12 protein-coding genes are annotated in these 13,903 nt (G+C 40.7%); 9 read left to right on the top strand and 3 right to left on the bottom strand.

Going from position 1 to position 13,903, the window contains the following annotated elements:
* Nucleotides 1-177: 177 nt before the first annotated feature.
* Nucleotides 178-1,407, bottom strand: coding sequence for a site-specific integrase (locus tag EXU57_RS23040; protein ID WP_133270626.1), 1,230 nt, complete (start codon nt 1,405-1,407; stop codon nt 178-180).
* A gap of 1,879 nt (nt 1,408-3,286) precedes the next feature.
* Between EXU57_RS23040 and EXU57_RS23035 the strand changes: the two genes are divergently transcribed.
* The 3 genes from EXU57_RS23035 (at nt 3,287) to EXU57_RS23025 (ending at nt 6,315) form a co-directional block, all read left to right on the top strand.
* Nucleotides 3,287-4,042 carry a hypothetical protein gene (locus EXU57_RS23035; RefSeq protein ID WP_133270625.1) on the top strand — a complete coding sequence of 252 codons (756 nt, stop codon included), beginning with the start codon at nt 3,287-3,289 and terminating at the stop codon, nt 4,040-4,042.
* Between the two features lie 420 nt (nt 4,043-4,462).
* Nucleotides 4,463-5,605, top strand: coding sequence for a sensor histidine kinase (locus EXU57_RS23030; RefSeq protein WP_133270624.1), 1,143 nt, complete (start codon nt 4,463-4,465; stop codon nt 5,603-5,605).
* Nucleotides 5,605-6,315: a LytR/AlgR family response regulator transcription factor gene (locus EXU57_RS23025; protein ID WP_133270623.1), complete on the top strand. Its 711-nt coding sequence runs from the start codon at nt 5,605-5,607 to the stop codon at nt 6,313-6,315. Before EXU57_RS23030 ends, EXU57_RS23025 begins: the two co-directional genes overlap by 1 nt.
* A 579-nt stretch (nt 6,316-6,894) precedes the next feature.
* Here the strand turns inward: EXU57_RS23025 and EXU57_RS23020 are convergent.
* Nucleotides 6,895-7,350 carry an RES family NAD+ phosphorylase gene (locus EXU57_RS23020; RefSeq protein ID WP_133270622.1) on the bottom strand — a complete coding sequence of 152 codons (456 nt, stop codon included), beginning with the start codon at nt 7,348-7,350 and terminating at the stop codon, nt 6,895-6,897.
* Nucleotides 7,347-7,760: an antitoxin Xre/MbcA/ParS toxin-binding domain-containing protein gene (locus EXU57_RS23015; RefSeq protein ID WP_133270621.1), complete on the bottom strand. Its 414-nt coding sequence runs from the start codon at nt 7,758-7,760 to the stop codon at nt 7,347-7,349. Before EXU57_RS23015 ends, EXU57_RS23020 begins: the two co-directional genes overlap by 4 nt.
* Before the next feature lie 372 nt (nt 7,761-8,132).
* Between EXU57_RS23015 and EXU57_RS23010 the strand changes: the two genes are divergently transcribed.
* The 6 genes from EXU57_RS23010 to EXU57_RS22985 all read left to right on the top strand — a co-directional run bounded on the left by EXU57_RS23010 (nt 8,133) and on the right by EXU57_RS22985 (nt 12,894).
* Entirely contained in the window at nt 8,133-9,080 is a 948-nt protein-coding gene (locus tag EXU57_RS23010; protein WP_207955586.1) for a YhcG family protein, read from the top strand.
* An 845-nt stretch (nt 9,081-9,925) separates the two neighbouring features.
* Nucleotides 9,926-10,279 carry a hypothetical protein gene (locus EXU57_RS23005; protein WP_133270620.1) on the top strand — a complete coding sequence of 118 codons (354 nt, stop codon included), beginning with the start codon at nt 9,926-9,928 and terminating at the stop codon, nt 10,277-10,279.
* Nucleotides 10,280-10,602: 323 nt separating this feature from the next.
* Nucleotides 10,603-11,484, top strand: coding sequence for a S8 family peptidase (locus EXU57_RS23000; RefSeq protein WP_133270619.1), 882 nt, complete (start codon nt 10,603-10,605; stop codon nt 11,482-11,484).
* A complete protein-coding gene (locus EXU57_RS22995) occupies nt 11,481-11,669 on the top strand; it encodes a hypothetical protein (protein ID WP_133270618.1) in 189 nt (62 codons plus the stop codon). The genes EXU57_RS23000 and EXU57_RS22995 overlap by 4 nt, the downstream gene beginning before the upstream one ends.
* A gap of 79 nt (nt 11,670-11,748) precedes the next feature.
* The gene (locus EXU57_RS22990) at nt 11,749-12,633 is read left to right on the top strand and encodes a hypothetical protein (RefSeq protein WP_207955585.1); all 885 of its coding nucleotides are present in this window, start codon (nt 11,749-11,751) and stop codon (nt 12,631-12,633) included.
* A gap of 33 nt (nt 12,634-12,666) precedes the next feature.
* Nucleotides 12,667-12,894 (top strand): hypothetical protein, encoded by a 228-nt coding sequence (locus tag EXU57_RS22985; RefSeq protein WP_133270617.1) that lies wholly within the window; start codon nt 12,667-12,669, stop codon nt 12,892-12,894.
* The last annotated feature ends 1,009 nt before the right edge of the window (nt 12,895-13,903 follow it).

The following is a 13,903-nucleotide window of genomic DNA, read 5'->3' as shown; positions in this document are numbered from 1 at the left end:
TACATCGACAAATATAATACATATATTGGTCATGCGGAACTGAGGTGATCAATGGTAATAAGTTTTTACGGATAGATCTTTTGAGTATAAGTGACCTCCTTTGGCTTCAGCTATTTCTTGCCATAACTTACATGTTTTTGGCATTCTCTTGAAATCTACCTGTACAAATACCGAAGGTCAACTTTTTCTGTCCAGCTTACATTGCAACAAAGCCATATCCATTCCCACCTTTGTATTAACAACCCTCGCATAAACCATCGTAGTAGTTAGCTTTGCGTGTCCCAACATCTTGCTGATAGTTTCGATCGGCACCCCATTGCACAATGTAATGGTTGTTGCGAATGTGTGACGGGCTAAATGGAACGTAAGGTTTCTTTTTATCCCACATACTTCGGCAATCATCTTCAACGTACGGTTCACCTCCTGGTTAGTGATGTATGGAAATACTGTTCCGCATGGGTTGCTCCCGTCAAAACTTGTCAGTTGCTGCATCAGCATCAAAGCCGGCTTCAATAAAGGAACATCCACAGCAATATTCGTTTTTGCGCGATATATCTTCAACCACCTGGCGCCATCAACCCCGGTAATGATGTCTGTTGGTTTTAGATCCATTACATCCACATAGGAGAGCCCGGTATAACAACTAAATAAAAAAAGCTCCCTCACTTTCTGCATGGTTGTGTTTTCAAATTCAGCGTTTTCAATTCTTTGAAATTCTTCCGGAGATAACGCTTCACGCTGAGCCGTCTTATACTTTAGCTTATAAGTGTCGAAAGGAGCGTTCTCAATCCATTGGTTATTGACTGCCCAGGTGATCATCTTTTTAACGCGCTCAAGGTGCTTCATTGTTCCGTTGTTAGTACAAGGGTCATTTAATTTTAGCGGAGTGGTGCGTATGTAATGCTCAAAGGCTGTTAGGAATGAGTAGCTTAATTTGCTCAGAAGAATGTCTCCGCGGTACCGTTCCTTTAAGAATTTCTTCAGATACCTTTCAGTAGTATAGTAGTTCTTGATACTGCCTTTTGCCAGTACTTTCTCCATGATGAGGTTGTGCTCCCCTACAAGCCACAGTAATGTTCTTTCGGCTTTCTCTTTATATCGTCCGAGGTAAGCATCTTTTATGTCTGCTGCTGTTACACGGTCTTCTCTGAGCGTGAGTTGCTGGTAGTATATAACGAGTTTAGACCGGAGTTCTTCAAGGTAAGTGTTCAGAAAGATAAATTCTTCGCGCTTAGGTTTAGCACAGCCCTTTACATCGTTCCAGTCCGATGCCTGCATATAGCGTTTCAGCGCGAGTTCTACCCTGGTCTTGTTAACGGTTATCCTTAAATAGATAGGGACTTTACCGTTAAGTTCCCGATTGTGCCGGAGGATAAAGTGTACCCCGAACGTGTTGTTGTTCTTCATATTGTCTCATTTTAAAGTTCGTTGTTTTCCTACTCACCGCTCTGTTCATCAAAAAGCTCTTAAAATGAAGTCAAATCGTATCAAAATCAACCAAACCGAAGCGATATAAATCGTTGTTGATGAGCTTGTTAGCCTTATCTGGTGAACACAAATTTAGTTCACCAGATTGTTCACCTTTTAGTTCACAAACCAGTTGGTTTTATTTGATATCATTTGACATATTACAAAACAAAAAAGCTCGTAAAACATTCAGTTTCACGAGCTTTTGGTTCATTTGAACCCCTTTTCGTCGGGATGACAAGACGATTACTTGTAGATCTAAATGCCTCAAAACCAATACACCTATAACTTTATTGAGTGCGATGTAACCTTGTTGGTCGCAGACGAGCAACTTGTTCAATTTACATAAAAAAACAATTAACGGAGCTTTAGATTACCTGAGAGAAAAAAAATTTCTCTTATAGATGATAGCTACATCTTGTGAAAAAACAGTTCTGAACAATGTTCAATATAGCCTTGGTAGACGATGGCTTCACGTAATTGCGTGCGGCACCAAACTCAAAACAATTTTCAACTAACGTATGGGCTATTAGAACTTAAAATACCGCGGGAAGATGTTCACAAGGTTCAGTTTACCTTATTTAAAGGGACTCTAAACCCGTGAAATTTGGCAAGTCGAAGTCGGAAACAATTAGTTGAGGAAGGTGTAATGCTTCAGAAGACAAGGACTGCAAAGCACACAGCGAAACCCTTCTATCTAGCAAGGTCCAGTTCATGCCTTGCCGGTCGATCCACCCTTCACTCCACCGGCACACCGCTAGTGGTTCTTCCCATGCCTGGCACACTTGCTAAGCACACGGGCCAACTGTCAACAGTGATTCACATGAATCTACGGAGCCTGGCTCCAAAGCTTCGCTGGATGCGATTGCGGCCTTCTCTCCCATTCATGCACTCACTCAACATTGCTGCGCGCTAGCAGAAGCCTTAATACAAGCTCATTGTCTCTTCAATAAGTTGATGAGTAATAGGGATAATCAGCACTAAATTCCACCTCATATCTACAACCCGCAGGTACCTAAGGTATCTTATCTTAGATAAACGTAAGTGCAGTGCGGCGGTTAAATTGTAGGCTTTTGTTGGTACTAACGAGAATGTAGTAGTCTAAATTCGTTTCTACGCATTCCAGTTTTGTTGTTCTTGCTCGATTATGTCAGTCAATTCCGTTTGGATCGGTAAATTAATCAGATACTTCGATACAAGTAATTGGTGAGCCAACCATAGCGTTGCATAATTCTGTAGTTGGTGTCTTTATAGCCTATTTCCTAAGCATACTACAATTAGGCAGATATTCCCGAAATGGTCAGACTATAACTTACCCCCTACCCCAACTAGGTCATCCAAGCACATTCTACAGATTCATTTTACATGCGACCGGAATATCCGAAATCGGAACCTTATTGGGCTGCTTACCCGATTACAGAAAGCAAAGTATGGCTCGTTGTCTCTGCAAGTGATCCTTGATAACCCTTGTTTTTGAAAATAGCCTGGCGCTTGCAAAGCACAAGGACGTCTTAGATTGATAATTCACTTAAGAGGAAGCTGAAAGGCGCCGCCAAACAAATCGGTGTGTATTCCAACTGGAACGATACGGCTTGGTTGCTAATCAAGTTAGACTAGCTTATCCATTCAGGGTTACGAATGAGCGCGAAATAAAGAAGAGACAAGTGTTCAGGTCAATCCGAAGGCCCGTTCACAGCCCAGTTGCAGGCAAATTTTAAGAGTTTACAGCAGCCGTTTGCTCGTTTACATCATACCGCCAAATCACCTTTTGCCTTTGATATAAGTTTGGATTAGTGATTAACACTTTTACAAATTATATATGTATACAAAGATTCTCCTGCTTGTAGTTTTCAGTCTTGTTCTTTCAGCAGCCTTGGCTTCTTATAAAGGGGTTATAGTTGAAAGCGTATATTTTGATGAGTTGGCATATGCCAAAGCGCCAGCAAAGAATTGGGGAATAAAAGATGAACTGAGGGACAAAAACCTAATGTCAGTATTAGCTAACATAGTAAAATTAAAAAAAGGAAAAATTGGCGAAATTATTCACAACTTTCAGAACACTTCCCGTTTTAAGTGGATCATTCGTGAAGGTGCATTACCTGATAACGTTAACGCGCAAATACAGGCAACTTCCGAAGGAGCTTCAACAATAGTAGACCTTGAAAAATTTCAGGATGGTACGGACCTTTCTGTAGCGCGTACCATAATACACGAAATGGTACATGCTTATTTAACCTTATATTTTTTGTACGACCATACTCATGCAAAAATTGATTATCCAGGAATATACAGCGCATGGTCGTCGTCTATGGATCCAGACTACAACAAGATTCAACATGATGAAATAGAGCGAAGCCTTATGGATGATATTGCAATAGCACTAGCGGAATATAGTGCCATCACTGGCCTACTTCTTATGGACGACTATGTATATAAAGACCTTGCATGGGGTGGATTAGACTATATCAGCAGGAGCGACTTAACACCCGACATGAAAGAACGTATCTATAACAGGTTGATGGCAGAGCAATTGAACAAACGTTCTAAAACTGAAATTCCAGTCGGTTTTAGGTAATTGCTTGAAATTTAAGCAATTAAACAAAGAATGGTGTAGGTTGTCCTAGTGGCTACTTGTGATAAAACCTTTTCGATGTCGATCTTGCAATCGGGAAGAAGCTTATAGAAAGCAATGCTGCATCAGCAATTGTCAGTTTTATTGATATCTTTAAAACACGAACTTTCAACCAGTATTCAGAAAGCAACGATTTCACTCTGACTTATAGCCGTTTGAGCAACCCGCAACTGATGCGATTGACGCTTAGTTATCGTTTTGGAAAGATTAATGCAACGCTGATTAAGCGCATAAATTCAACACTGAAGTAGAGGTTGGAGCTTCAGGCCAGTAGCAATCAGTACTCGTAAGATGCTAAGCTGGCAAATAGCTTCAGTCCATTTTGTCACTGATTACACAACCGCAAGGCTTTAAACTAATCGAATGAACTATAGAGTTGCTGAAAGCTCTACTACAACGCCATTGCAAGGTAACCCCGCTCATAGTAAATCAGGAGCAGCAAATCAACAGTTTGTGAGCAGAATACCTTTTCTTAATGCGGAGGAAAAGAATAAGTGGATGAACATAGGGGTACATGTACTGATATGGCTTGCAATTTTTATCTTTCCATACATCTTTAATCCTGATTATGATCCACAAGCTCTTAGAGAAAGGGGCCCCAAACTGAGCTTTCGCGATCTGAACACGGTAACAAAGGTTTTTTGGTTAGGCTTGTTCTATCTTAATGCCTTTGTTTTAGTACCAGTGTTAATTTACAAAAGGAGATTCGTAGTTTATCTTCTGTTTCTCTTTGGTCTTTTTATAATGATAATGTTCATGCACGGGCTGTGTTTTCAAATTTTGATGGAAGGACGCCCGTTTAATCTATTCCGATCCTCTACGTTCAATTTAGCGCCTTTTGCTTTCACTATTCTCTTGAGTATCGCATATCAATCCATTGCGGACCATATACGAACAGAAAGGCTGATGGCAGAAAAGCAAAGTGAAAACCTGAAAACGGAGCTGTCTTTTTTGCGATCGCAGATTAGCCCTCATTTTTTGTTTAATGTACTAAACAACATTGTTGCACTGGTACGTATAAAGAGCGAGGAATTGGAACCTACGATAATGAAGCTCTCTTCACTAATGCAATATATGTTGTACGAAACCGATGAGGAAAGGGGACTACTAAAAACTGAAGCTGAATACCTGCGGAACTACATTGATTTACAAAAACAACGCTTCGGTTCGGAGCTTACCGTAAATATTCGGTATGATGTCAAGGAGGATTGGCATACAATAGAACCGATGTTGTTGATACCATTTGTAGAAAATGCTTTTAAACATGGCACTGGCTTGTTGCAATACCCGGAAATTCATATAGAGCTGTCGGTGGTAAACAACCAGCTAAGTTTTACAGTAAAAAATAAATACGAAGAAAGTATCTCTATAAAAGACAAGACTTCAGGAATAGGATTAGCTAATGTGAAAAGACGTTTAGAACTGCTATATCCAGATCGCCATAGGTTGACAATAGATAATAGAAATGGGTGGTTTTTAGTTCATTTAAACATCAACTTAAACTAATGCTTACCTGTATAGCTGTTGATGACGAGCCTTTAGCACTGAAGTTATTAGAAGACAACATCAGTAAAGTTCCTTTTTTAGAATGGAAGGCGTCATGTCGAAATGCGTTTGAGGCGATGAAGGTGCTACAGCAAACCCGCATTGATCTAATCTTCATCGATATTCAAATGCCCGGATTAACGGGATTACAATACATTGGAAGTCTCAAGACTAAACCATTGGTCATTTTTGTGACCGCCTACAAACAGTATGCTTTAGAAAGCTATGATTTAGATGTTGTGGATTACGTGGTAAAGCCTGTAAGCATCGAGCGTTTTATTAAAGCGTGCAACCGGGCAAAAGAGTTGCACGAATTGAAGGTGACAAAGCATCTACCAGCTGTAGGGCACCCTGTTGATTATTTTTTCCTGAATGCTGATTATAGCCAGGTAAAAATAATGTTTGAAGATATCATATGGATGGAAGGGCTTCGAGATTACATTAAGATACACTTGAAAAGCTCTAAAAACCCACTTTTGTTTCGAACTAGCTTAAAAGTCGTTGAACCGGAACTTCCTGCTTTTAAGTTTATTCGAATTCATAAATCATATATCGTGGCCATTCATAACATTACTTCCGTACGGAAGAACTCTCTGTCTATTCACGATTTAGAATTACCTATTGGCGAAACATTTCGTGAAGCTGTGGCTAAGTTGGTAAGAAGGAGCTAATAGCAGGTTCTTAGCTTAAAGTAAAGCCTTATTAACACGAAAGGAGGGAGAATATGTAATTTCTGGGCCGTACTTTGGTAGGGCACCCCATTTTATATGTTTGGATTGCTAAATTGCTTAGCTGTAACGTTGTAAATTCTTCAAACTTCGATTGTAATCCATACTAGACCTTCTAATTATGACCGGTTGTAGGAGATCGTTCTGGTGTATAGCTCTCCTCTGATACATAAACACCTAAATTGTTAGAACATTGAACCGGTGTAATCTGAACTGGATTGTTTAAATTCTACCTTGCTGGTCCAGAATATTTCATCCTTATTTGACATTATTGGACCATGGGACCGTATTGGTAATACTGTCTCATTTTCCCCCTTGAAAAGCATAGGTTCAAGTCGAATTGAGACCAGCTATCAATTATTTTGAGACAATTCTCCCTGAAAGCTGTGTATCCACCAAGAATCCAAAAGGTGCAGGGTTATGTCTATAACATAAGATAAATTATAAGACAATTTAAATTACTGGTTTTCAGGTTATTGTGAGCGTTAATTTATTTTAACTTTATGATCTTACTGCGAATTGTCACTTGAAAAAAAGGCGTTCATCAAACGTATATGGCTCTGCCCTCAGGATCCTAATCTGCTGAAAGTCCGGGTGATCTGGGTTTAGGACAAAATTGCACTCATGAGTGACGGAGGCAGATGGGACCTTCAAGGCTAGATATTCATGCTGCCTTATCAAGTCATAACCTACGAGCTGTGTAAAATGCTCCATTTTACGCCATTCTTTAGGTAAGTTCGCCTCGGTAACGTAGAAAATGGGCGCGTCATCCGGCATTTCAATCTCTAGGAGGTAGTAATCTATAGGAATGACACCTGGGCTCGTATGAACAATCAATTCAAGGTTTGCCAAAGCCCGCGACTCGCTGGTATACAAGACTGCTAAACCTATTGGATTCCACCTTCCTCCAAATATCGCTGCACCTTTTCCCGATAAATCGTCTTTGAATTTTTCAGCGGTAAGCCTAAAAACTATCATGCTAATACACCATGTTGTATTCTTCCCAACTTGGTTCTAAGTAGGTTTATTCCTTGAGAATTTGCAAGAAATTCTAGAGGCTGCTTACCACCTAAAGCTTCTACACTGCTGTTAAGCCATTTTCTAAAGCCATCTGCTCCTAATACCTCAACGCCAAATTTGTAGAGCTGATAAATCTCGACAATCCTCTCGGCTGACAAACTGGGGATCACAGCATCCACTTTCTTCCAGCGCTGAAGAGTTCGGGTTGTAGTGCCTAGAAAGCTAGCCCAGTCAGTGAGGGTAAGTGGTAGCTCCTTATAGATCTTTTCGAAGTTACTGTAGATGATACCCTCTTTTAGAAGCGCAATGATGTCTAAAGTTTCACTCTCCGTTTTAACGCTGTGCGGCAAAGCTTCAATTGGCTTCATAAGTTGTTTTTATAAAGATACGACGATTGTCGTATCTTTAAGTTCACAAACTAAGATGCATTTAAGCGTACATCTTAACGGTTATACGCCGAGATTTACCTTGTTTTAAGCTACGCTTAGAAGCGGTTTTAACATTAAATTTGGCTTTAATATCTCCACTTAACGAGTAGGCTATCCCCATCGGTTCCGGATAATCAACTTAGCATAAGAAGTTATAGTTGGATTATACGACTGTATGAGCAACTTTTCAAATTAACTGAATAAGTGTATATTTTGCTTTATGCAAAACCTGCCGGATACATACCCTCAAGTTCTTGAAAACCTTAAGGCTGAGATACGTCGAGCGCAGCTGAAAGCCGTACTGAGTGCAAATTGCCAAATGCTGTTGCTGTGTTGCTGTACTGGCAAATAGGCAAAACTATAATAGAGCAGCAACAGCAGGCCAGTTGGGGAGATAAGATCACTAAGCGTCTTGCTGATGATCTAAAAAGAGAGTTTCCTGATATAAAAGGGTTCTCTCTATGTAACCTTAATTACATGCGCCAATTTGCATCTGCTCACCCAGATTTTACAATTGTGCAACGGCCCGTTGCACAATTACCCTGCGGGCATCATGTCGTGCTGATAGACAAAGTTAAAGATGAGCAGCAGCGAACTCTTTACATGCAGAAATCTCTGGAAAATGGCTGGTCAAGGGATGTTTTAAGCCTGCAGATCAAAGGCGATTTACATATTCGGCAAGGTAGTGCAGTAAGAAACTTTACAACCACTCTGCCTTCCCCACAATCCGATTTGGCTCGGCAGACTCTGAAAGACCCTTATATTTTCGACTTTCTTACAATGTCTGATGATTATAAGGAAAAAGACCTGGAAAAAGGCTTGGTTGAACATATCACTAAGTTCCTGGTGGAACTTGGTGCCGGCTTCGCCTATGTTGGAAAGCAGTATCCTATAGAAGCAGGAGGAAGAAACTATGCGCTTGACCTCTTGTTCTACCACTTAAAACTTAGCTGTTACATTGTGATAGAATTCAAGATTGGTGAGTTCAAGCCGGAGCATGCCGGTAAACTGAATTTTTATTTATCAGTCGTAGATGATACGCTCAGGCATCCGGATGATCAGCCCACGATCGGCCTGCTCATATGCCAAGATAAAAATCGTATCATAGCAGTGTATGCATTGAAGGACATACAGAAGCCTATACGGATATCAGAATATCAGCTTACTACAGCAATACCGGAAAATCTTAAAGGTAGCTTACCCACGATAAAAGAATTAGAGGAAGAGTTGCAATCCGATAATGATAACAGAGTATCGTAGCTTAGCCTATCTGCCAAGTGGCCGCATTTTCCCAGTATAGAATTAAAGCAACGAACCCTATCAATTGCACACATTATGTGCGGGAACACTCAGCCAGAAAAAAAATTTTTTCTTTATCCAGGCAGCAGCCGTCTTTCTACAACTTTTAGGATTGCGAATGCAATTGTTCCGCCGAACCCTTTCTAGCATGCTATAGGCTTACCTAGACGTGATCAGACTGTAGTCCCATTCTTCTGCGTGTTTTGGACTAATCTCATTGGCCCTTTTCCGCTAAGTAGCCAAGCTTCGGCAATATCATATGTTTTGCAAAGCCTGGCACAGTGTTCCAGATTCGGGTAAGTTCCTGCCCTGGTCTTTAATCCCGAGTAATATGAGGGTTGAAGCCCAACGTTACGGGCAATCTGACCTTCGGAAATGTTCGGATACAGCTCTTTATAAATTTCCTGAACCGCTTTGAAAAACCTGCCCTTTATTGCCTGGCTATAAGGTCGATTTCGTTGGTTTGGCAAAACTGAAAATTTCTACTGAAATTAGGGCAATCTTCACGTAAGATCTCGAGCAACCTTGCCAGTTATTACCACGGCAAACCTTGCATAACTCACAAGTATGATTTAATATGATCTGATGTGGACGGCCTTTAAACTATTCTGGGTTTGGGTATACCTTGTAGCTTTTAGAAGGGAAGTTAGCTTCACGCATATTTCTGTGAAAGTGTTCCTGGTGTGGATACCCTTAATTCTAATTTTCATATACAGCCTTACACGGCTTTGAGTTATGTAGAATTTCGATGTGAGTCCGGGGCGTTTGCTAAAAAATTTAGTAAAACTCTTAAGGATCCTTTATTTTTGAGCGAAGCAATAATTGTAATCTTGGCTTATTACCGGGTAACCATATGGCGCAAATCAGGGAAAACGCTCCGGGGGATAAGAGAGCTGGGGCATACTAATGTTGACTTTGCAACCAATTATTTCCGCCTGCAAGCACAAAAGCATGTTCATAATATGGTGGATATTGAAGCTGCGCTATTGTCGAACAACTCGACTGCAGTACGGAAGTACAAAGCAGCACAAGAAAGACGGAGGGAGCAAATGAGGTGGCCTGAAGAAAAGGATCCATTTACTTCTCAATCCCGAAAAGAGCAGGCGAAGAATAGCAGCAAAGTGCCCTGGAGCGAGTACAAAAAAAAGGACGGCATTTAATCTCGAATTGGTCTCATAACATCTCGCGGCTAGGCCGCAAAAGAGCCCGAGTTGCGGAGTGCTTTATTGAGTGGAAGCTTACCGTAATATAAACAATGGACTATTTCTCAAATATCCGGGCAACTTGTATTGCCAGAATACACTGAAAACACCCGTAAATACAAGTTTAAGGGCTATTTGACGGTCGACTATACTAAAGCAAATTCGACACAAAGCTTGAAAAACAGCGATAGCAATTTTCGCTCCGTTGTCGGTATTTTACGGCTATAAAGCTTGCACTTTTAAACTATTTTCTATACTCTTACATTTACAATCAGTAGTAAATGGAATTCACGGAATTAATTAACGTTAAACAGGTGATGGATATATCCTCCGGTTCACCGGAAATAATTATTGGCTTAATTGATGGGCCGGTTTCAACTAATCACTTGGAACTTAATAGAGAAAGCATCAAAGAAATTCCGGGGGTGATTTCAGGCACTTGTTCAATAACGGAAAGTGTAGCATGTGAACATGGAACTTTTATCGCCGGCATCCTTGTAGCTAAAAGAGGGTCGAGAGCACCTGCCATTTGTCCGAATTGTACCTTGTTAATTCGCTCTGTTTTTTCTGAGTTGCCAACAAATAATTACAAGTCCGTACTTGCAACAACCCCACAAGAACTTGCATTGGCAATTTATGACTGCATCAATGCTGGTGCCCGGTTAATCAACCTCAGCCTTGCATTAATAAACAGTTCATCTAAGGGCGAACCTGTGTTAGAAGAGGCATTGAATTATGCGGCTAATCTTGGTGTTGTGATTGTAGCAGCAGCAGGTAATCAGGGAACTGTAGGAAGTACTGCAATAACAAGACACCCCTGGGTAATTCCAGTTATTGCATGTAATAACAATGGAAATCCAATGCAATTATCAAATCTTGGTAATTCGATAGGTAAGCGGGGCTTAAGCGCTCCTGGTGAGAATATAACAAGTCTTGGTCTGGATAATAATACACTTACAATTTCAGGAACTAGTGCGGCCGCTCCTTTTGTAACGGGAGTCATAGCCTTATTGTGGTCAGAATTCCCTAAGCTCTCAGGATCTTTAATAAAACACGCAGTAAATACGATAAGTTCTCGAAAATCTATCACACCACCATTAATAAATGCCATGGCTGCTTTCCAATACTTAAACCTTCAGTATAGACAAAAAGCAATAGCATGAAAAAAGACGACACGAAACACGAACCTTTTAAAGTCCGACTTCCAGGTTTTCAAAATGAAAATGAAATTGGTCTTGGTGACGTAATAAAACGTGTTACTTCTACAATGGGAATCAAACCATGTGGCGGTTGCGAACAGCGGGCCTCGATACTTAATAGTTGGTTTGTATTTACAGGAAAGAAATAATTCATTCATACTAAGCTGAACCAAAATTATAGAACCAAATATGCAACAATATCGAAATCCTCAACCAATCACGGGCAAAATGAGAATTGAAAGTCAATATACAAGCAGTAGGGAACCTGCTATTCATGCTATGAGTCATATTCAACCATCCCAAGGTTTAGATCAATCATGTCCAGCATGTTCGGCCTCCGGTCCTGTCCAATACGTTTATGCAATCGGGAGGATACAGCCCCGCTTCCCGAGTGTTGGCATTGAAAAAGAATTTGCACAAGCTACCAGCCGGAGCGACACCTCGGGGCTAACTGATAATCAGGCAATGCATGCAATTCTGTCGGAATCACCCAATCGGTATTTAGCCCGTAGGCTGTGTTGGGTTCTTTCTATCGAAGGGTTAGATACGTATATTCTTGATCCTATTAATCCTGCCGATCTCGATATGCTTATTGAGTCGTTGCGCCCTACACCGCGCGCTGTCGATGTTAATATTGTTATCGGTGTTCTAGGACCTATAGCTCCTGCTCAATTTTGTAACGGTTTGCAAGTACCTATTGTGAGCTTTGACCAGGTGTATTCATTTGACGTAGATTCTTTGATTGCATCAATTCCTAAGCCTGAACGATTTTCTAATGAAGAATTTGCGCCGGCAGCCGAAGAACTTTTTACGCGTATTATGCAAATGGCGGACAACGCCGGCGCCACCGATGATCATCGTGCCCTTAATTACATTGCCGTACGTTACCATGCCATTTATAATACAACATCGGAAATGTATGAACGCAATTTTTCTTTGACAAGCATAGACGTGATAAATTCGAGACTCTATGGCACAAGAAAAATAGTAGATGTCATCTTTTCGTTTACCAGCAGAGTTACTGATGTTACTGAAAAATACTTCTGCCGGGTAGATGTAACAGAAGAGTTTCCATTCTTGGTTTCTAAATTTCAAACCTATTTTGATCGTTGAATAAACTATTTATCAATCTTTAAATCAATTGAAATGAAAAGCAAAATCCCAAACTTTACAGCCGACACTTCAATCAGTGGCCGGGCGCCGTTGGAAAACTATTTAGGTATTCAAAACTCAGATAAGGGCGGAAGTTTAATTGTTCCACAGAGATGGAGACGGTTAGCATGTGGTTTGTCTGCAGCCGCGGCTTGTAGTATTACGGGACCGGCTGCTGGTCATTGTTATAAAGAAGTTTTTAATCATTGTATGGGTGACTGACGGCAAAGAATGTAAATATATTGGTACCACCGGTCAATGCTGGCTGAATAGTGTTCAGGTACTCGTATGGCTAAAGTTCCTGAGGCTTAAAACAGGGTGTTCAATGATACAATTTGTTTTTGATCTAAACAGATCATCGCATTTAATATAAATCTGGTGTTCGCATTAGAAAGCTTGATTCCGATTGTAGAGTGTCAGATTTTATAGTTGGGCGATAGCAACTTCAAACTGGAATGCCAGTTTTATTATTTTTATGTATGTACTGGCAGCCAATCGTTTAGGTAAAAACTAATTTATGAAAAAGATAATTATACCTATGTTCACTGCGGAGCTTTCCCTTGATGATGCTAGTAAGGTTTATAACTTGAGTCCTACTTCAAGAGTAGAGGGCATAATCACTCCGCAACTTATCTCTCGAAATCGGTCTGGTGGCGAGAACTGTGACCCTGGATGTTTGTGCGTTTCTCCAATCAATTGCCGTTGTTGTAAAAGTTTAATACCTATCGGCCTTCCGACATTTCCAAGAGTTTAAGACTTCGTCTCTAATGATCCTTTGTACTTCATTAGAGTGATGCTTAGTTTGTCCGTTGGTGCGGAGTACAAGATATTTCCTGCCCATCCTGGTTTTGGGGTAAGCTCTTAAGATATTCGTCGGTCGTCCAAATTCTGAAGAGGTAATTCTTCTTGTTGCTTAATGGAAGGACTCAGTCCTCTCTAGCAGCAAGAACCAGTACCGTGTTCGTCAACTCTGCAAGATATTCAGCATTGTGGTGCTCGCAACATATCCTATCGGTGCCGCAAGTTTCTACAAATCTTGACTCCTTAGTAGAGGGATCCGTCTTGCCTCTGGTTCTACCGATATTGAAGTAGTGATTGCAGTCCGCGGTGTAGTTGGCTCAAAGTAAAGGTGCACGGGCGTGATGGGACCAATCGTTGTTTTGATCAGATCTAATCAACGAATGCCATCGAGTTTGATAGCAATAGGGTCCATGTACCAAATTGAGCCAAG

The organism is Segetibacter sp. 3557_3, from assembly GCF_004354985.1.
Lineage (GTDB): Bacteria > Bacteroidota > Bacteroidia > Chitinophagales > Chitinophagaceae > Segetibacter.
The sequence above is the reverse complement of the archived record's forward strand: the minus strand, read 5'-3'. Positions and strand labels throughout refer to the sequence as shown.

Excerpts from the sequence above, each read along its gene's own strand:
- EXU57_RS23040 (WP_133270626.1), bottom strand. The coding sequence starts at position 1,407 with ATGAAGAACAACAACACGTTCGGGGTACACTTTATCCTCCGGCACAAT.
- EXU57_RS22995 (WP_133270618.1), top strand. The coding sequence starts at position 11,481 with ATGAAAAAAGACGACACGAAACACGAACCTTTTAAAGTCCGACTTCCA.
- EXU57_RS23025 (WP_133270623.1), top strand. The coding sequence starts at position 5,605 with ATGCTTACCTGTATAGCTGTTGATGACGAGCCTTTAGCACTGAAGTTA.
- EXU57_RS23020 (WP_133270622.1), bottom strand. The coding sequence starts at position 7,350 with ATGATAGTTTTTAGGCTTACCGCTGAAAAATTCAAAGACGATTTATCG.
- EXU57_RS22985 (WP_133270617.1), top strand. The coding sequence starts at position 12,667 with ATGAAAAGCAAAATCCCAAACTTTACAGCCGACACTTCAATCAGTGGC.
- EXU57_RS23015 (WP_133270621.1), bottom strand. The coding sequence starts at position 7,760 with ATGAAGCCAATTGAAGCTTTGCCGCACAGCGTTAAAACGGAGAGTGAA.
- EXU57_RS22990 (WP_207955585.1), top strand. The coding sequence starts at position 11,749 with ATGAGAATTGAAAGTCAATATACAAGCAGTAGGGAACCTGCTATTCAT.
- EXU57_RS23000 (WP_133270619.1), top strand. The coding sequence starts at position 10,603 with ATGGAATTCACGGAATTAATTAACGTTAAACAGGTGATGGATATATCC.
- EXU57_RS23030 (WP_133270624.1), top strand. The coding sequence starts at position 4,463 with ATGAACTATAGAGTTGCTGAAAGCTCTACTACAACGCCATTGCAAGGT.
- EXU57_RS23035 (WP_133270625.1), top strand. The coding sequence starts at position 3,287 with ATGTATACAAAGATTCTCCTGCTTGTAGTTTTCAGTCTTGTTCTTTCA.